Origin of the sequence: Kitasatospora sp. NPDC001527, from assembly GCF_040298605.1 — a bacterium.
Taxonomy (GTDB): Bacteria; Actinomycetota; Actinomycetes; order Streptomycetales; family Streptomycetaceae; genus Kitasatospora.
Genome location: NZ_JBEPAM010000001.1, coordinates 21312 through 39783, shown reverse-complemented (window position 1 = coordinate 39783; position 18472 = coordinate 21312). Strand labels below are relative to the sequence as shown.

Here is an 18472-nt window from a genome sequence, read left to right as displayed (position 1 = left end):
GGGGAAGCCGCGGCGCCCGGTCCCACAGCGGGGAACTCCGGATCCACGTACCGGGGATTCCTGCCAGATCCTCGGTACATCAACCATCCTGCCGCCCGCGGGCGGCCCGGGCACCCGGAGAAAGGCCCCTGTCCCGGGGACCTTCGTCCCGGCAGGTGAACGCGTCGCACACTTGATAGGCCGTCCGGGTGGATAAGCTGCCCGTTGCACCGGGCCGATCGGGGACCGAACGACGGCGGCCCACAGCAGGGAGGAAGGTCACCGGATGGCGCAGGCGAAGAAGATCGGAATGGTCCTCCTGCTCATCTTCGTGCTCTACACGATCATCACCTCGCCCGCCCGCGCGGCCGAGCTGGTCCAGTTGGGGTTCGAAGGCATCTCGAACGCCGCCAAGGCGATCGGCACCTTCATGACCGGCCTGGTGAAGTAGCCCGGACCCCACCGGCTACGGTGGGCCCGACATCCGACCCCGTCCGCGAGGAGCGGCACCGTGATCCGCCACCTGGTCCTGTTCAAGCTCAACGAAGGCGTCAGCAAGGACGACGAGCGCGCGCTCGCCGGCGCCAAGGCCTTCGCCGAGCTCGGCCCGGTCATCCCCGAACTGCGCGAGTGGGAGTGCGGCTGGAACACCACCGACCGCGACATCGCCCACGACTACGCCATCAACAGCCTGGTCGAGGACCGCGAGGCCCTCCAGGCGTACCTCACCCACCCGGCCCACCAGGCCGCGGCGGCGCAGTGGCGCGCATTCGCCACCTGGGTGATCGCCGACATCGAGGTCTGAGCCCGGCGGCCCGTCCGCGCGGCGCGACCGGCCGGCCCGGCGCGTCCCCCGGACGGCCCGCGGCGCCCCGTCCGACTTCCGGGCGGGGCGCCTCGCTCTGTCCCGGAACGGCCTGCGCGCCGCACCGCCGCCCCGGCCCCCGGCCCGGACGGCGCACCAACACACCTCCGCTCGGTACTTGCCCGACACATGCCCGCCTTGTGATGCTATGACCGGTTTTGCCGGACATGGTGAGGTGGTGAACGAGACGCGACACCCGGTCCGCAGGTCCCACCGTTGTCGGCTTTGGGAGGGGTGACGTGTCCGTGCGGACACCAGGGAGCGCACCGGACGACGAGGTGCTGGCCGCCGTGATCAGCCCGGCCGGCGAGCTGCGCCCGGACCGCCTGCGCGGTCCCGGCGGCCGCCCCGCCGTCGACGTCCGCACCCTCACCCGGGTGCTCTTCGAGCGGCTCACCGAGCTGCCCCCCGACGCCCCCGAGCGCGAGCGGATCCGGGCCGCGCTGATCGAGGTGAACATCCCCCTCGTGCGGTACGCCGCCACCCGCTTCCGCAGCCGCAGCGAGCCGATGGAGGACGTCGTCCAGGTCGGCACCATCGGTCTGATCAACGCCATCGACCGGTTCGACCCCGGCCGCGGCGTGCAGTTCCCCACCTACGCGCTGCCGACCATCCTCGGCGAGATCAAGCGCTACTTCCGGGACAACGTCCGCACCATGCACGTCCCGCGAAGGCTCCAGGAGCTCTGGGTGCAGGTCAGCGGCGCGATGGAGGAGCTGACCGTGGTGCACGGCCGGGCCCCCAAGGTGCCGGAGATCGCGGCCAGCCTGCGCATCCCCGAGGAGGACGTCCGGGCCTGCCTGGACGCCGGGCGGGCGTACAACGCGGCCTCGCTGGAGGCGGCCCAGGAGCACGAGGGCGGGCTGGCGCTGCTCGACCGGCTCGGCTACGAGGACTCCGCGCTGGCCGAGGTCGAGCACCGGGACATGGTCCGCCACCTGCTGGTGCAGCTGCCCGAGCGGGAGCGGCGGATCGTCATGCTGCGGTTCTTCGCCAACCTGACGCAGTCGCAGATCAGCACCGAGCTGGGGATGTCCCAGATGCACGTCTCGCGGCTGCTGTCGCGGATCCTGACCAGGCTGCGGACCGGGAACTCCTGGGAGGAGTGAGCGCCGGCACCGTTACGGCCCGACAGCGCCGCGTCACCGGCGCGTGACATCTTGCGACCCTCGGGTTTGCCGGGGAGCGTGAGCCGGTATGGAGGGTGGGAGGGGGCCGGACGCGAGCGCGGGAACGTTCCGACGACGGCGCCCGTTGGATCGTCAGTCACGAGGGGGTGGGTGCATGTCCTCAGATGTGGGCACTGCGGAGATCCACGCTGCACCGGTCGGCGCCGCGGAGATCCCGCTCCAGCGTGCCGCGACCGCGCCGGACGCCGGGCTCGACACCCGGACGCTCTCCCGCTCCCTGTTCGGGCGGCTGGCCGCCCTCGAACCGGGCAGCGCCGAGCACACCTACGTCCGCGACACCCTCATCGAGCTCAACCTGCCGCTGGTCCGCTACGCCTCGGCGCGCTTCCGCAGCCGCAACGAGCCGATGGAGGACATCGTCCAGGTCGGCACCATCGGGCTGATCAAGGCGATCGACCGGTTCGACCCGGAGCGCGGGGTCGAGTTCCCGACCTTCGCGATGCCGACGGTGGTCGGCGAGATCAAGCGCTTCTTCCGGGACACCAGCTGGTCGGTGCGGGTGCCCCGGCGGCTCCAGGAGCTGCGGCTGGCGCTGACCAAGGCCGGCGACGAGCTCTCCCAGCGCCTCGACCGCTCCCCCACCGTGGCCGAGCTGGCCGCCTGCCTCGGCGTCAGCGAGGAGGACGTGGTGGAGGGCCTGGCGGTCGGCAACGCCTACACCGCCAGCTCGCTGGACTCCAGCCCGAGCGAGGAGGACGGCGAGGGCCCGCTGGCCGAGCGGCTCGGTTACGAGGACCTCGCGCTGGAGGGCGTGGAGTACCGGGAGTCGCTCAAGCCGCTGCTGGCCAAGCTGCCGCCGCGCGAGCGCCGGATCATCATGCTGCGGTTCTTCGGCAACCTGACCCAGTCGCAGATCGGCGAGGAGATCGGCATCTCGCAGATGCACGTCTCGCGGCTGCTGACCAGGACCCTCACCCAGCTGCGCGAGGGCCTGACCGCCGAGGGCTGAGCACGGCCGGCCCCGGGCCCGCCCCGGAACCGCTCCGGGGGCTGCCTCAGGGTGCCAGCAGATTGGCCCGCAGCCCGGCCAGCACGGCCTCGTCCAGCCCGAGGCCGTCGGCCCAGAACGCCCCGAAGTCCGGCCAGCCGGCCTCGACCTCCGCGAAGGCCGCTTCCAGGTAACGGCGTTCGGCCCGGAACACCGGAAGCAGCAGCTCCGGCTCGTGCATCAGACCACCGGCCCGGAAGCCCTCCAGGACCGCCTCGACGACGGCGGCGGAGCGCTCGTTGGTGAGCAGGTAGTCCGCGACCACCGTCTCCCGCTCCACCCCGAGGGCGGTCAGCAGCACGGCCGCCGTCCAGCCGGTGCGGTCCTTTCCGGCCGAGCAGTGGAACAGCAGCGGCGCGCCGCCCGGATCGGCCAGCAGGCGCAGCACGCCGGCGAACCGTTCGCGCGCGACCCGGTCGGTGACGAACCAACGGTAGAGGCCGGTCATCATCGCGTCCGCGCGGCCACCCCCGAGCAGGGCGCGCTGCTTGCGCGGATCACGGTCGGCCATCGCCTCGCGCAGCGTCGCGAAGATGTCGAAGTCGGCGGCGAACACCGGGAGCTGATGGAGCACCACACCGTCGGCGATGCGGTCCGCACCCGCCTCGCGGACCTCTTCCGGGCTGCGCAGGTCGACGATCCGCCGCAGACCCAGACCGGTCAGCCGTCCGAGATCCTCGTCGGTGAGCCGGCTGAGGCCGTCGCTGCGCAGGGCGACGCCGGCCCGGAGCGCCAGCCCGTCCGCCGTGCGATAGCCACCCAGGTCACGGGCGTTGACGGCACCGAGCAGACCCAGGCTGCGGGCGGCCGGAATTGCGGCGGTTTCGGTCTGCTGCTCGGTCACTCAACGGCCTCCATTGGATATTCGGACGGTGACGTTGCACAACCCTGAGCGATATTGCATGAACCTGCCCACCAAAACGGCAGGATGTGCAAGAGTGTCACGGGCAACGCCGCCAGTGTAGGGTCCGGTTCATCCATCGGATCGCACGATGGGTGAGCAGCGGTAACGCTAGGTTCCGGGTTTTAATTTTTAATTCATTATTTGCGCAGTCGACGCGGTTTCGGCCACAATCAGCGCCCTCATGGCCCGACCATGAACGTTGGTAACAGATTCGCTGCACTCCTGCCCATTCGGCCCCTCCTGCCACGGGAGTTCCATCAGGATGGGCGCCGGGCAGCCTGCTGCCCGCGAACAGCTACGGGGCAGGTGAACGCCGGCAGCGGAGCGCCCTGCCCAGGGGAGGAAAGACATCATGGGTCGAGCGACCCGGAGAGTTGCCGCGTGCGCGGCAGCCGTTCTGCTGGCCGGAGGCCTGCAGTCGTCCCTCGCACACGCCGACACCGCCACGCCCCGGATCGATCTCACCGTCCTGGTGATCAGCGACGGCGGGCCGGCCACGGCCGCGATCGCCGCCGAGCTCAAGAGCCAGGGCACGCCGTACAAGCTCGTCGACCTCAACGACGCCAACCGCCCGGTGATCGACGCCGCCTTCCTCAGCGACACGCTGAACGGGCAGCCGCGCGGCAAGTACCAGGGCATCGTGCTGCCGAACGACAACCCGTTCGCCGCAGGCTCCGCGGAGATGACCGCGATCGCCGCGTACGAGGCCGCGTTCGGCGTCCGCCAGGTCGACGCCTACACCTACGCCCGTCCCGACGTCGGCCTGAACTGGGCGGTCAACCCGGGCTACATGGGGACCCTGGACGGCTTCCAGGGCCAGGTCACCACGGCCGGCCTGAGCGGACCGTTCGACTACCTCAAGGGCAGCGTCCCGTTCGAGGACAACGACCCGACTGTCTCGGAGAGCTACGGCTACCTGGCCACCCCGCTGGCCACCCTGCCGGCCGGCTCCAGCTTCACCCCGCTGGTCGAGGTGCCGATCCCGAACAGCACCGCCAAGGGCTCGCTGGTCGGCGAGTACCAGCACGCCGGCCGCAAGGAACTGGTCGTCACCTTCGTCTACAACCAGTACCAGCAGCAGTACCGCCTGCTGGCCCGCGGCATAGTCGACTGGATAACCCAGGGCGTCCACCTGGGCTACGACCGCAACTACTTCGCGGCCCACGTCGACGACGTCTTCCTCGCCGACGACCGCTGGGACACGGTGCTCAAGTGCACCCCCGGCGACGTCACCTGCCCGCCCGGCACCCCGGAGACCGCCAACCCGATCCGGATGACGGTCGCCGACGCCGAGTACGCCAAGCAGTGGCAGCTCGACCACGACTTCACCATGGACATGGTGTTCAACGGCGGCGGCAGCGAGGACTGGAAGTCCGACCACGAGACCACCACCGACCCGGTGGTCGACCGGATGGTCGCCGACCAGACCAGCTACCGGTGGATCAACCACACCTACACCCACCCGTACCTGGGCTGCCTCCAGGACGTCTCGGTGGTCCCGTGGAAGTGCACCAAGACCACCTCGGGCAGCACGGTCTGGATCGACCAGGCCACCATCAACTCCCAGATCAAGACCAACCTGGACTGGGCGGCCGCCCGCGGCCTGCAGCTCGACAAGACCGAGCTGGTCACCGGCGAGCACTCCGGCCTGCTGACCGCCCCGCAGGAGACCAGCGACAACCCGTACCTGGCTCCCGCGCTGGCCGCCAACGGGGTCAAGTGGACCGCCAGCGACGCCTCCCGCGAGCCCGCCCAGCGGGCCGTCGGTTCCGCGCTGACCGTGCCGCGCTACCCGATGAACATCTTCTACAACGCCGCCACGGCGAAGGAGGAGACCGACGAGTACAACTGGATCTACACCAGCGTCGCCAACGGCGGCAGCGGCGTCTGCGAGGTCAACGCCAACTCCACCTGCCTGCCGGCCCCGCTGGACGTCAACACCGGATACCAGTCGTACATCGTTCCGCTGGAGGCCAGGATCGACCTCGGCCACGTGCTGAGCAACGACCCCCGGCCGCACTTCATCCACCAGTCGAACCTGTCCGAGGACCGGATCGTCTACCCGGTGCTGGAGAAGATCCTCTCGACCTACCGGTCGCTGCACGCCGACAACACCCCGGTCGTGAACCTCGCGCAGAAGGAGATCGGCCAGGAGTTCCAGCGGCGGGCAGCCTGGAGCACGGCCGTCGCCTCCGGCCAGGTGACCGCCTACCGGATCGGCGACACCGTCCGGGTGAACGCCCCGGCCGGCGTCCAGGTCCAGGCCACCATGCCGACCGGCACCGTCCAGCAGCTCGCGATCGGCACCACCGCCTTCGGCACCGCCTACGCGGGCTCGCTCTCCGGCTGGGTCAAGCCCGGCCAGCTGCAGAGCGGCGTCCAGCTGACGCTGCCCGCCGCGGGCACCCCGGCCGCGCCGGCCGGCACCAGCCCGAGCGCCGCGGCCAAGTCCGTCCCGGCCCCGGCCCCGGCCGACACCAAGGTCGTCCCGCAGGGCACCGCGGACGCCGTCCCGGCCGGCCCGGGCGACACCGACCGCACCGACGCGCCGACCCTGGTCCCCGGCAGCGGGGCCCCGGTTGCGGGCAAGGACGCCGCTCCTGGTACGACTGCGGGTACGGCGAGCGGCACCGGCGGGAAGGCCGCCGGCCACGGCGGCACCCCGCAGCAGCACGGCAAGGCCTCCGGGGGGAAGGCCGAACCCGCCAGGAAGACCGCCGGCTCGCCCGGCAACCGCTAGACAGGTGAACCCGGTGGCGGACCGCTGCGGCGGCCGCCACCGGCACCACCCGAACCGGCCCGCCCGGCCGGGAGCTTGAGGCAAGAACAGGAGGGGGGACACAGATGCGCGTCACCCTGCTCACCGAGGGGACGTACCCGCACCAGCACGGTGGTGTCAGTGTCTGGTGCGACCAGCTCGTCCAAGGCATGCCGGACGTCGACTTCGACATCATCGCCGTCACCGGCACCGGCCACGAACCACTGGCCTGGGAACTGCCCGCCAACGTGCGGTCGGTCACCACCGCCCCGCTGTGGGGCCCGGCCTCGGAGGCGAAGGCACCGCGCGGCAAGGAGATGCGCCGCTTCCTCAACGCCTACGAACGGTTCCTGCACTCCCTCCTGGACCCGGTCTACACCACCCACTTCGGGACCGAGCTGTACGGCTTCGCCGACCTCGCCCGGCGCGGACTGCTCAGCCCGGCGCTGCGCAGCGAGCGCGCGCTGCGCACCCTCCAGCACGTCTGGACCCGCGACTACCTCTCCACGGCCGTCTCCCGGCCAACCATGCACGACGCGCTGAACGCCACCGACCTGCTGGAGCACGCGCTGCGCCCGCTCTCGGTCGAGCCGCCGCGCGACGGCGTGGCGCACGCCGCGAGCGGCGGTCTGGCCACCCTGCCGGGGCTGATATCCGCTCAGCAGTTCGGCGTACCGTTTCTCCTCACCGAGCACGGCATCTACCTGCGCGAGCGCTACCTCGGCTACCGCACCGGCCCCTACCGCTGGCCGGTCAAGGCGCTGCTGCTGGGCTTCTACCGGATGCTCGCCGAGGAGAGCTACCGGCGGGCCGCGCTGGTCACCCCCGGCAACCGGTACAACCGGCGCTGGGAGGAGCGCGGCGGCACCCCCTCCACGCACATCCGCACCGTCTACAACGGCGTCGACCCGGCGGCCTTCCCGCCCGCCGGCCCGGAGCCCGAGACCCCGACGCTCAGCTGGGCCGGCCGGGTCGACCCGATCAAGGACCTCGAAACGCTGATCCGCGCGTTCGCGATCGTGCGGCGCGAGATACCCGAGGCCCGGCTGCGGCTGTTCGGCGGCACCCCCAAGGGCGGCGAGGCCTACCGCGAGCGGTGCGAGGCCCTCGCCGCCGAACTCGGCACCGCCGACGCGGTGGTCTTCGAGGGCCGGGTCGCGGACATCACCGACGCCTACGCGGCCGGGAACGTGGTGATGCTCTCCTCGATCAGCGAGGGCTTCCCGTTCACCCTGATCGAGGCGATGTCCTGCGGCCGCGCCACCGTCTCGACCGACGTCGGCGGCGTGCGCGAGGCGGTCGGCGACACCGGCCTGGTCGTCCCGCCGCGCGAGCCCGAGCCGATGGCCGCGGCGGCGATCGAGCTGCTGCGCGACCCCGAGCGCCGGGCCCGGCTCGGCGAGCAGGCCCGGCTGCGGGTGATCGAGCAGTTCACGCTCCGCCAGAACATCGACGGCTTCCGCGGCATCTACACCGAGCTGCTGGGCACCTCCCGCTGGCTGCCCGAGGGCGTGGTCGCCGTCACCGACGGCCCGCCGGACCCGGACTGGCAGCAGGATCCCGGCTTCTCCGAGCGCAGCGAGGTGACGGCATGAGTGGGCCTCTGCGTCTCGTGCCCAACGAGGCCGACGAGACCGTCCAGCTGCGGGTGCTGCCGCTGAAGCGGCGCCGCCCGACGCTGCCCGCGCAGCGCTCCGGGCCGCAGACGGACCAGCTCGACCTCTCCCCCGACCCGCTGGACGAACTCGCCGAGCGGCTGCAGGACATCTGCGCCGACGCCGTCCACCCCTACGAGATCGCGGCCTTCCTGGAGTCCGACGGCCTCTCCGACGAACAGGCGGGCCTGCTCTACGGCCGCCCCGACGCCTTCACCGTCGCCGAGGAGCTGTTCGAACGGGTCGAGCGCCGCTACCCCGGGCCGAGCGCCGAGTTCGCCAACCCCTGGCGGGCCGACCCCTGGCGGTGCGTCGTCCGCGGCCTGGTGTTCGCCCTGCCCGGCCTCGGCTACCTGCTCGGCGCCAACCTGTTCGCCGCCGACCGGATGCGCTTCGGCCTGCCCTCGGGCATGCTCGCGCTGTCCGTCGCGACCCTGGTCAGCTGGTCGTGGAACCAGGCGCTGGCGCACCGCGCGTACGCCTGGCTCGGCCGCGGCCGGCGCCGCTCGGCCGGGACCTGCCTGGCGATCGGGGCACCGCTCGGCGCGCTGACCGCGGCCGCCGCCGGGTACGCGGTCGGCGGACCGCTGGGCGCGCTCTGCTTCGCCGCCGGTCAGTCCGCCTACCTGGCGGCGGCCACCGTGCTGCTGGTGCTCGGCCGGGAGAAGTTCCTGCTGCTGGCGCTGGCACCGTCGGCGCTCGGCGCGGGCGTGGTGCTCGCCGTCGACGTGCCGCAGGCCGTCCGCACCGGGGTGCTGCTGGCCTCGCTCGGCCTGGCCGTCGGGCTCGCCGCCCGGGAACTGCTGAGCTGCCGGCGCGCCGAGGCGGAGCCCGTCCCGCTGCGGCTGCCGCTGCACAAGGAGGTCCCGCACCTGCTGTTCGGACTCTCGGTCGGCACCCTGACCCTGATCGCCGGACTCGGGGTCACCGTCCACCAGGCGGTGCGCACCGGCAGCGCCGAGGGCGCCTCGGCCAGCCCGACCGGGCCGGCCATGATCGCCCTGACGCTGAGCCTCGGCCTCGCCGAGTGGCTGCTCTTCCGCTACCGGGCGATGGCCGTGGCCGCGCTGCGCACCAGCCACACCCCGGTCGAGTTCGCCCGCCGCACCGGCGGCGTGCTGCTCGGCTGCCTGTTCATCTACCTCACCACCGTGGCCGCCCTCGACGCCGCCGCCACCGTGCTCTGGCCCGGCGCACCCGCGCTGGGCGTCCCGGAGCTCGGCGCGCTGCTGCTGCTCGGCGGCTCGCTCTGGCTGGCGCTGCTGCTGAACGCCTTCGGGCTCAGCTGGAGCACCGCCCTCATCTGTCTGGCAGCCGCGGGCGCCGAGTGCGCCGGACTGCTGACCGGTGCGGACCCGACCGTCCTGCAGCTGTTCGGCTGCGGGGCCGCGGCCGCCGTCCTCACCGCCACCGCCGGGCCCGTGCTCGGCCGCACCACCAAGCACCGCTGAACCGGCACCGCCGTACAGCCCGACCGCTGAACAGCGCACCACCGAACCAGCGCACCACCGAATCAGCACCGACGGACAGCACCACCCGTACCGACCCGACCGGGTCACCACACCGTCGATCCACCCGGTCGGGCCCGTACGACCCGTCCCCCGAAAACACAGGAAGCGAATCACCATGAGCAGCGTCGCCGTCACCGGAGCCGAGGGGTTCATCGGCTCCCACCTCGTCGAGACCCTGGTGGCCGACGGCCACCAGGTCCGGGCGATGGTCCAGTACAACTCGTTCTCGTCGTTCGGCTGGCTGGAGACCCTCCCGAAGGAGGTGCTGGACTCGGTCGAGATCGTCCTCGGCGACGTCCGCGACCCCGGCTCCGTCAACGGCCTGGTCAAGGGCACCGAGGCGGTGTACCACCTGGCCGCCCTGATCGCGATCCCGTACTCCTACCGGGCCCCGCACTCGTACGTGGACACCAACGTCACCGGCACCCTGAACGTCCTGGAGGCCGTGCGCCACCTGGAGATCCCCCGCCTGGTGCACACCTCGACCAGTGAGACCTACGGCACCGCGCAGACCGTGCCGATCACCGAGGACCACCCGATCAACACCCAGTCCCCGTACGCCGCCTCCAAGGCCGGCGGGGACCGGCTGGCCGACAGCTACCACGCCAGCTTCGGGACCCCGGTCGTCACCCTGCGCCCGTTCAACACCTTCGGCCCGCGCCAGTCGATGCGCGCCGTCATCCCGACCGTGATCGCCCAGCTCGCCGCCGGCGAGACCGGGATCACCCTCGGCGACCTGCGCCCGACCCGCGACTTCATGTTCGTCAAGGACACCGCGCTGGCCTTCCGCACGGTCGGTACCGCCCCCGCCGAGACCGTGGTCGGCAGGACCTTCAACGCCGGCACCGGCGGCGAGATCTCGGTCGGCGACCTGGTCTCCCTGGTCGGCAAGCTGATGGGCGTCGACGTCACCGTCAAGGAGGACGAGCAGCGCATCCGCCCGGCCAACTCCGAGGTCATGCGCCTGGTCGCGGACGCCACCCGGCTGCGCACCGCCACCGGCTGGGCCCCGGCGTACTCGCTGGAGGAGGGCCTGGAGCAGACCATCGAGTTCTTCCGCGACCCGGCCAACCTGGCCCGCTACAAGACCGACATCTACAACGTCTGACCCGGCTCCGCCTTCCGTCCGCTCCCGGCACCGAAGGCCCCTGTCGTTCCGACTTTCGTGGGGGAACCACCATGCACGCAGTGATCCTCGCCGGCGGTAAGGGCGTACGCCTCCGCCCGTACACCACCGCGCTTCCCAAGCCACTCGTCCCGATCGGCGACCAGCACGCGATCCTGGAGATCGTGATGCGCCAGCTCGCCGCCGCGGGCTTCCAGACCGTCACCCTGGCCATCGGCCACCTCGGCCACATCATCCGCGCCTACGTCGGCAACGGCTCCCAGTGGGGGCTGCGGGTCGGCTACGCGGTCGAGGACAGCCCGCTCGGCACCCTCGGTCCGCTGCTCACCCTGCAGGACCGGCTGCCGGACAACTTCCTGGTGATGAACGGCGACGTCCTCACCGACCTGGACTTCGCCGGGGTGCTCAAGCACCACGAGGCGTCCGGGGCCCCGCTCACCATCGCGACCTACGCCCGCCAGGTGAAGATCGACTTCGGTGTGCTGACCACCGAGTCCGGCTCCATCACCGGCTTCCAGGAGAAGCCGAGCATCGACTACCGGGTCTCGATGGGCGTCTACGGCGTCTCCCGCGCCGCGCTCGCCAAGTACACCCCCGGTCTGCCGCTCGGCTTCGACGAGCTGGTGCTGGACCTGCTGGCGGCCCAGACCCCGCCGTCCGCCTACGAGTTCGACGGCTACTGGCTGGACATCGGCCGCCCGGACGACTACGACCGGGCCAACGCCGAGTTCGCGCTCAACCGTTCGCTGCTGCTCCCGGGCGAGCCGGCCGGCACCGTCCCCGCCGCCGCGGAGGGCCTGTACGCGGTTCCGAACGGCCAGGGGCTGCCGATCCCCGCCGCCAGGACCGCGCCCGAGGCCTCCGACGGGCAGCCGGCGGCCACGGTCCCCGCCGGCCCCGAGAACGACGGACGGGCCGCGTGAGAATCCTGCTGCTCGGCGCCGACGGCTTCCTCGGCCGGCACGCCGCCACCGCCCTGCGGGCCCTGCCCGGCACCACCGTGCTGACCGCCGGGCGGCGGCCCGACCACGACCTGCGGCTCGACCTGGCCACCGCCCAGGCCGGCCCGCTGGGCGAGGACCTGGCCGCGCTCGCCCCGCACGCGGTGGTCAACCTCGCCGGCGCCGTCTCCGGCAGCGCCGTCACGCTCGCCGAGGTCAACGCCCGCGGCCCGGCCGTGCTCTGCGAGGCGCTCGGCCAGGGCGCCCCGGCGGCCCGGCTGGTGCACGTCGGCTCGGCCGGCGAGTACGGCGTCTGCGCCCCCGGCAGCTCGCTCACCGAGGACGCCGACGCCCGCCCGGTCGGCGTCTACGGCGCCACCAAGCTGGCCGGCTCCCTCGCGGTGGCCGGCTCGCCGCTGGACGCCGTGGTGCTGCGGGTGTTCAACCCGGTCGGGCCCGGCGCCCCGGCCGGCTCGCTGCCCGGCCGGCTCGCCGCCGAGCTGCGCCGGGCCGCGCCCGAGGGCGCCGACGGAGTGGTGCGGGTCGGGGACCTCTCGGCCCACCGCGACTTCGTCGACGCCCGGGATGTCGCCCGCGCCGCCGCGCTCGCCGTCACCGCCCGGGGCCCGCTGCCCCGGGTGCTCAACCTGGCCTCCGGGCTGGCCCGGCCGGTCCGGGCGATCGCCGACGGCCTCGTCGCGGCGGCCGGCTTCGCCGGGCGGATCGACGAGAGCGGCGCCGGCTCCGAGCGCTCCGCGGCCGTCTCCTGGCAGCAGGCCGACGTGTCGGCCGCCGCCCGGGCGCTCGGCTGGCACCCGGAGACCGGACTCGACGAGACGCTGCGCGACCTGTGGCTCTCCACCGAACCGCTGGTCACCGCATGACCGGGGGCACCCACCCCGACGGCCGCCTGCTGGTGCCGCTGTACGTCCACCCCGCGGTGGACCCGGCGGCCTGGCAGGCGGTCGCCGCCGCCGACCCCAAGCGCGTCGCCGCCGTCGTCCTCAACCTCGCCGACGGCCCGGGCGAGCCCGACCAGGTCTTCACCGACGCCGCCGAGAAGCTCCGCAAGGCCGGTCTTCCGCTGCTCGGCTACGCCGACACGGACTACGGCCGGCGGCCGCACGCCGCCGTGGTGAACGACATCCTGACCTACCGTCAGCGCCACGGCATCTCCGGCGTCTACCTCGACCAGGTGTCGGCCGCGCCCGGCGCACTGCCGCACTACCGGCGCCTGGCCACCGCGGCCCGGGCCGCCGGCTGCGCCACCGTGGTGTTCGGCCACGGCGACCACCCGGACCCCGGGTACGCCGAGGTCGGCCTGGCCGACCTGCTGGTCACCTTCGAGGGCGACTGGGCGGCCTACCAGGCGCTCGCCCTGCCGCTGTGGACCGGCCGGCACGCCGCCGCCCGGTTCTGCCACCTGGTCTACGACGTACCGGCCGAACTGGCGGGAGAGGCGGCCGCGTTGATCGCCGCCCGCCGGGCCGGGGTCGGCTGCGCGGTGCCCGGTGCCGGGGAGAACCCCTGGAGCACCCTGCCGCACCAGCTCACCGGCGCCCCGCCGTTCACCGAATCCCCCTGACCCGATCCGGAGTCCGCGTACCGTGACCCGCCGTACCCGGCCCGCGTGGGCCGCCCTCGCCCTCGCCACCGCCACCGCGCTGCTGGCGACGTCGTGCAGCAGCTCAGGCCCGGACGACGAGGACGACCCCTCGGCCGACGCCACCGCGGCCCCGCCCCCGGCGGCCACCGCCGCGCCCGTCCCGGGTACCGCCACCGCACCGGCCTCCCCGGGGACACCGAGCACACCGGACTCGCCGGGCACCCCCGGCACACCGGACGCGCCGTCCGCTCCCACCGGCCCGGGCTCGCCGACCGCGTCCGGCCGCCCCCCGGCCCCGCCCGGCACCCCTGGCACCCCCGGCACACCCGCCGTCCCGGCCACCCCGGGCACGCCCAACACCCCCGGCGCGCCCGGCACTCCGGGCACCCCCGGTACGCCCGGCGCCACCGGCGCCCGCTGGCAGCCCACCCCCGGCCTCGCCTGGCAGTGGCAACTCGGCGGCGGCGTCGACCAGTCGGTCGACGTCCCGGTCTACGACATCGACGGCTTCGAGACCGACGCCTCCGTGGTCGCCGCCCTGCACGCCAAGGGCCGCAAGGTGATCTGCTACATCAACGCCGGTTCCTGGGAGGACTTCCGCCCCGACGCCGCCGCCTTCGCCCAGGCCCTCCAGGGCTCGGGCAACGGCTGGAAGGGCGAGAAGTGGTTCGACATCCGCAAGATCGACCAGCTGCGGCCCCTCATGGCGGCCCGCTTCGACATGTGCCGGCAGAAGGGCTTCGACGCGGTCGAACCCGACACCATCGAGGCCTACAACCAGAACAGCGGCTTCCCGCTGACCGCGGACGACCAGCTCCGCTACAACCGGATGCTCGCCGGGCTCGCCCACGAACGCGGCCTGGCGATCGGTCTGAAGAACGACCTGGAGCAGGTCCCGGCACTGCTGGACGACTTCGACTTCGCCGTGAACGAGGAGTGCGCGCAGTTCGACGAGTGCGCCCGCCTCTCCCCCTTCATCCAGGCGGGCAAGGCGGTCTTCCACGTCGAGTACAAGCTGGGCACCGAGAAGTTCTGCGCCCGCACCAAGGCACTGGGCTTCAGCTCGATGCAGAAGAAGCTGGAACTGGACGCCTGGCGCAAGCCCTGCTGAGGAGGCCGGGTCCGGCGCCCACGGGCCGCCGGACCGCCGGTCGTTCGGACGCGGAGGTTACTTGACGGCCAGCCAGACGACGGCACCCAGCACCGCGAGGGCGACCACGGCGATCACCGCGATCAGACCGGTGCGGCTGCTGCCGTTGTTGCCGCCGTAGGTGTTCACGGAGCCCGGGGCCTGGGGTGCCGGGGTCTCCTCGACGAAGGCCCGGAACATCTGGGTGCTGCCTGCGGGGTCGTACTCGTTGTCAGCCATGGCAGGGACTCTAACGAATCCGCGGACCACCCCGACACCCGGTCTCCGCACTACGGACGTGCGACGGGCGTGTGAAGTCCGCCTCGTTCACGGAATGCCCACCCGGTTGATCGGGTTGACTCGGACCATGACCGATTCCCGCAGCGACGCCCCCCGTTACGTGCAGCTCGGCAGCTCCGAGCTCTCGGTGTTCCCGCTCTCCCTCGGCGGCAACGTCTTCGGCTGGACCGCCGACGAGGCCGAGTCCTTCGCCGTCCTCGACGCCTACGCCGCGGCCGGCGGCAACTTCGTCGACACCGCCGACACCTACTCCTCCTGGGTGCCGGGCAACACCGGCGGCGAGTCCGAGGCCATCATCGGGAAGTGGCTGCGCGCCCGCGGCAACCGCGACTCCGTCGTCGTCGCGACCAAGGTCGGCCTGCACCCCGAGGCGCGCGGACTGAGCGCGGCCAACATCAAGGCCTCGGCCGAGGGCTCGCTGCGCCGCCTCGGCGTCGACCACATCGACCTCTACTACACCCACCAGGACGACGACACCCCGGTCGAGGAGTTCGTCACCGCCCTGGACGCACTGGTGCGCGAGGGCAAGGTGCGCGCCGTCGCCGCCTCCAACATCGGCGCCGACCGGCTCGCCGAGGCGCTCGCCTTCGCCGAGCGCGAGGGCCTGGCCGCGTACACCGCCGTCCAGCCGCACTACAACCTGGTCTCCCGCGGCACCTTCGAGGGACCACTGGCCGACGTGGTCGCCGCGCACGGCCTCGCCACCGTGCCGTACTACGCGCTGGCCTCCGGCTTCCTCACCGGCAAGTACCGCCCGGGCGGCGCCGCGGTGACCAGCGCCCGCGCCGAGGGCGCCGGCCGCTACCTGGACGACCCGCGCGGCCCCAAGGTGCTGGAGGCGCTCGACACCGTGGCCGCCGAGCACGACGTCGAACTCGCCACCGTCGCCCTGGCCTGGCTCGCCGCCCGGCCGACGGTCGCCGCCCCGATCGCCAGCGCCCGCACCGTCGACCAGCTCCCGCCGCTGCTGGCCGCCGCCGCGCTGGAGCTCACCCCGGCGCAGACCGCCCTGCTGGACGACGCCTCGGCCTGACCCCCGTCCGCGCGGAAGGGGTGCGCCGTCCACGGGCCGTGGACGGCGCACCCCTTCGTGTTCTCCCGCTGCGGCCTTCCGCTACGGCCCTCCGCTAGGGCCGGCCGAAGTGGGTCGGGTAGAAGCCGCTGCTGATCGTCGACACCCGGACCGTCTTGCCCGGCCGTGGTGCCTCGACGAACTTGCCGCCGCCCAGGTAGATCCCCACGTGGTGGATGCCCGAGGCCCGGCCGCTGTCCGACCAGAACAGCAGGTCGCCGCGGCGCAGCTGACCCGCGGTGATCGGCGTGGTCGCCGCGTACTGGTCGTCGGCCACCCGCGGCAGGTCGATGCCCGCCCGCCGGTAGGCCTGCTGCACCAGCCCCGAGCAGTCGTAGCCGGAGGGGCCGTTGCCGCCCCACACGTACGGCTTGCCCTGCTGGGCGAGCGCGTACTCGATCGCCGACTCCAGCCGGCCGGCCGAACGCGTCTCGGTCGGCGCGGGCGCGGGGCTCCCGGCCGACGGCGCCGAGCCGCCGCCGGACTGGCCGGACTGGCCGGTGCGGCTCAGGTAGACGTCGTAGTGGCTGGTGTAGCGCCACTCACCGCTGCCGTTCTTGAACCAGTACTTCGAACCGTCCCAGCCCTGCCGCATCCCGCCGGAGGAGGCCGAGCCGTTGGAGACGGCCGTCCGCGGGGCGGTGGAGCCGGAAGCGCCGCCCCCGACCGCGCTGGTGTACACGCTGTAGTGGCTGGTGTAGCGCCACTCACCGCTGCCGTTCTTGAACCAGTACTTGGAGCCGTCCCAGCCCTGCTTGCCCGGCGCGGCGTGCGCGGACCCGGCACCGGCGGTCAGTCCGACCACCCCGGCGCCGGCCAGCACCGTGGTGGCCAGGCAGGTATTTCGCACCGCCCGGTGTATTCGGCCCCCGCCGTGCGGCTCCGCCGGGCGGGCGGTGCGCGGCCGGGCCGCGCAGTTCGGGCAGGCGCAGCCCGTGATCGCCGGGATGCTGCCGAGGCTCTCCTCGAAACCGATCAGCGCCGTGTCGTCCGCGTCCGCGAACGCCGGGCCGGCGTCCGTGCCGGTGGCTATCCTCATGCCGGTCGTCCTTCCTTCCGCCCGGCCCGGGCGGCCGGGGGCGGTACCGAGGCGGCCACTCCGGCCGGGGCGACGAAGGCGACCAGCAACTGCTCCATCAGCGCGCTCCGGGCCGCTTCGTCCAGCTCGTGCGCGGTGGCGCGCTCCAGTCGGCGCACGGCGAGCGCCGCCGCCTCCACCGCGTCGTCCACCAGCACCGTGCGCAGTCCCGCGTCGAGGTCGGCCAGCCGGCGCCGGCGCATCGACTCGGCCACCTCCGGCGCGTAGTCCAGGGCCAGCGGCTGCACCGAGTAGACCTCCAGGCCGGCCGGCGCGACCTCGGCGGCCAGCGCCCGGGTCAGCTCGTCGGCGAACCACTGGCCGTCGCGCAGCGCGGGCCCGGGCGCCGCGTTGCTGTCGCAGGGCAGGGTGGAGGCGGTCCGGGTGAGCACCGCCTGGACCTGCTCCCGCAGGTAGCTCTCGTGGTCCTCGATCGCCAGCATCGCGCGGGCGGTGTCCTTGACCCGCCAGACGATCAGCAGCCGGACGACGATCGGCGTCCCGGTGCGGTCGACCACCTTGACCGGCTCGCTGCGCCAGTGCCGCAGCCGGACGTCCACCCGGCGGCGGCGCAGCAGCGGGTTGACCCAGACCAGGCCGGTGCGGCGGACGGTGCCCCGGTAACGGCCCCAGCGGGTGAGCACCCGGGTCTCGCCGCCCGCGTTGGCCAGCAGGCCGGCGAGCGAGAGGACGAGGAGCAGCCCGGCGGCACCGACCGCGGCCACCGAACGGGCGGTCACCTCGGCCTGGCCGCTGGCCCGGGCGGCGTCCGTGCGAAGGTCGGGCAGCGCGTCCCAGTACGGGATGACGCCGTCGCGCACCAGCACGAGCAGGACGGCGACCGTGCCGAGCAGCAGCCCGAACAGGGCGACCCAGCCGGGCAGCGCGGCTGCGGTGTGCTCGCGCAGCGTCTGGTCGGCGCGCGGGGGGCGGCGCGAGGTGCCGGCGGCCGCGCCGGCGGTCGCGGTGTCCGGCTCCTCGTCCGCCGTCGGGACCGTCGGGGCCAGCGACGGCAGCGGGGCGGTCGTGGTGGTGCGGTCCGCGGGGTCCGCCGTCTCCAGGGGATCGCGCAGGTCGACGGGCGTGCCGACGGACGGACCCGGGACCACCGCGATCGGGGTGGTGGCCGGGCTGTGGTCGGCCGGCATGGCGGGCCTGGGCGGCCGCGCCGCCCTGGCCAGCGGGCTGGAGCCGGAGGCGGAACGTTCCGGCAGCGCCGGCGGGAACGCCTTGGGCAGGTGGTCGGGTCGCTGCGAAGAATCGCGGGTGACGTCCATGCACGGATCCTCAGGTTCAGTGTGTCGCGCAACGGGCGGCCCGGATCTGACGGGCAGTGCCAGAGTCAGGCTAAGTTCATACGTCATCAAATG

General features: G+C 73.2%; 16 protein-coding genes and 1 pseudogene. 13 read left to right on the top strand and 4 right to left on the bottom strand.

Features of this window, described 5'->3' with window-relative positions:
- Positions 1-289 precede the first annotated feature (289 nt).
- The 4 genes from ABT238_RS00165 to ABT238_RS00150 all read left to right on the top strand — a co-directional run bounded on the left by ABT238_RS00165 (position 290) and on the right by ABT238_RS00150 (position 2983).
- A complete protein-coding gene (locus tag ABT238_RS00165; RefSeq protein ID WP_199839657.1) occupies positions 290-430 on the top strand; it encodes a hypothetical protein in 141 nt (46 codons plus the stop codon).
- A gap of 60 nt (positions 431-490) precedes the next feature.
- Positions 491-784 (top strand): Dabb family protein, encoded by a 294-nt coding sequence (locus ABT238_RS00160; RefSeq protein WP_350754935.1) that lies wholly within the window; start codon positions 491-493, stop codon positions 782-784.
- Positions 785-1083: 299 nt separating this feature from the next.
- Positions 1084-1953: an RNA polymerase sigma factor SigF gene (locus ABT238_RS00155; RefSeq protein WP_350754933.1), complete on the top strand. Its 870-nt coding sequence runs from the start codon at positions 1084-1086 to the stop codon at positions 1951-1953.
- Positions 1954-2128: 175 nt separating this feature from the next.
- Positions 2129-2983: an RNA polymerase sigma factor SigF gene (locus tag ABT238_RS00150; RefSeq protein ID WP_350754931.1), complete on the top strand. Its 855-nt coding sequence runs from the start codon at positions 2129-2131 to the stop codon at positions 2981-2983.
- Between the two features lie 46 nt (positions 2984-3029).
- On the opposite strand, the gene ABT238_RS00145 is transcribed toward ABT238_RS00150, so the two are convergent.
- A complete protein-coding gene (locus ABT238_RS00145) occupies positions 3030-3866 on the bottom strand; it encodes a tyrosine-protein phosphatase (RefSeq protein WP_350558957.1) in 837 nt (278 codons plus the stop codon).
- A gap of 412 nt (positions 3867-4278) precedes the next feature.
- On the opposite strand from ABT238_RS00145, the gene ABT238_RS00140 reads away from it, so the two are divergent.
- The 8 genes and pseudogenes from ABT238_RS00140 (at position 4279) to ABT238_RS00105 (ending at position 14634) form a co-directional block, all read left to right on the top strand.
- Complete coding sequence (locus ABT238_RS00140; protein WP_350558960.1) at positions 4279-6666, top strand: hypothetical protein; 2388 nt, start codon at positions 4279-4281, stop codon at positions 6664-6666.
- A gap of 104 nt (positions 6667-6770) precedes the next feature.
- Positions 6771-8279, top strand: coding sequence for a GT4 family glycosyltransferase PelF (pelF, locus tag ABT238_RS00135; protein WP_350558963.1), 1509 nt, complete (start codon positions 6771-6773; stop codon positions 8277-8279).
- The gene (locus ABT238_RS00130; protein ID WP_350558966.1) at positions 8276-9790 is read left to right on the top strand and encodes a hypothetical protein; all 1515 of its coding nucleotides are present in this window, start codon (positions 8276-8278) and stop codon (positions 9788-9790) included. The genes pelF and ABT238_RS00130 overlap by 4 nt, the downstream gene beginning before the upstream one ends.
- 175 nt (positions 9791-9965) lie before the next feature.
- Positions 9966-10958, top strand: a complete 993-nt coding sequence (locus ABT238_RS00125; protein WP_350558969.1) for an SDR family NAD(P)-dependent oxidoreductase — start codon at positions 9966-9968, stop codon at positions 10956-10958.
- A gap of 71 nt (positions 10959-11029) precedes the next feature.
- Positions 11030-11737 (top strand): annotated as a pseudogene (locus tag ABT238_RS00120) (nucleotidyltransferase family protein); the annotation flags it as partial.
- Between the two features lie 158 nt (positions 11738-11895).
- A complete protein-coding gene (locus tag ABT238_RS00115; protein ID WP_350558972.1) occupies positions 11896-12801 on the top strand; it encodes an NAD-dependent epimerase/dehydratase family protein in 906 nt (301 codons plus the stop codon).
- Positions 12798-13502 (top strand): spherulation-specific family 4 protein, encoded by a 705-nt coding sequence (locus ABT238_RS00110; RefSeq protein ID WP_350754930.1) that lies wholly within the window; start codon positions 12798-12800, stop codon positions 13500-13502. The genes ABT238_RS00115 and ABT238_RS00110 overlap by 4 nt, the downstream gene beginning before the upstream one ends.
- 82 nt (positions 13503-13584) lie before the next feature.
- Positions 13585-14634 (top strand): endo alpha-1,4 polygalactosaminidase, encoded by a 1050-nt coding sequence (locus tag ABT238_RS00105; protein WP_502891386.1) that lies wholly within the window; start codon positions 13585-13587, stop codon positions 14632-14634.
- 57 nt (positions 14635-14691) lie between these two features.
- On the opposite strand, the gene ABT238_RS00100 is transcribed toward ABT238_RS00105, so the two are convergent.
- Positions 14692-14892 carry a hypothetical protein gene (locus ABT238_RS00100; protein ID WP_350558981.1) on the bottom strand — a complete coding sequence of 67 codons (201 nt, stop codon included), beginning with the start codon at positions 14890-14892 and terminating at the stop codon, positions 14692-14694.
- Positions 14893-15019: 127 nt separating this feature from the next.
- Here ABT238_RS00100 and ABT238_RS00095 point away from each other — a divergent pair, with 127 nt between their 5' ends.
- A complete protein-coding gene (locus tag ABT238_RS00095; RefSeq protein ID WP_350558984.1) occupies positions 15020-15985 on the top strand; it encodes an aldo/keto reductase in 966 nt (321 codons plus the stop codon).
- Between the two features lie 94 nt (positions 15986-16079).
- Here ABT238_RS00095 and ABT238_RS00090 read toward each other — a convergent pair whose 3' ends face one another.
- Both ABT238_RS00090 and ABT238_RS00085 read right to left on the bottom strand, forming a co-directional pair.
- Entirely contained in the window at positions 16080-17063 is a 984-nt protein-coding gene (locus ABT238_RS00090) for a C40 family peptidase (RefSeq protein ID WP_350754926.1), read from the bottom strand.
- On the bottom strand, positions 17060-18379 hold the full coding sequence (locus tag ABT238_RS00085) for an SPFH domain-containing protein (protein ID WP_350558990.1): 1320 nt from the start codon (positions 18377-18379) through the stop codon (positions 17060-17062). The genes ABT238_RS00090 and ABT238_RS00085 overlap by 4 nt, the downstream gene beginning before the upstream one ends.
- Between the last annotated feature and the right edge of the window lie 93 nt (positions 18380-18472).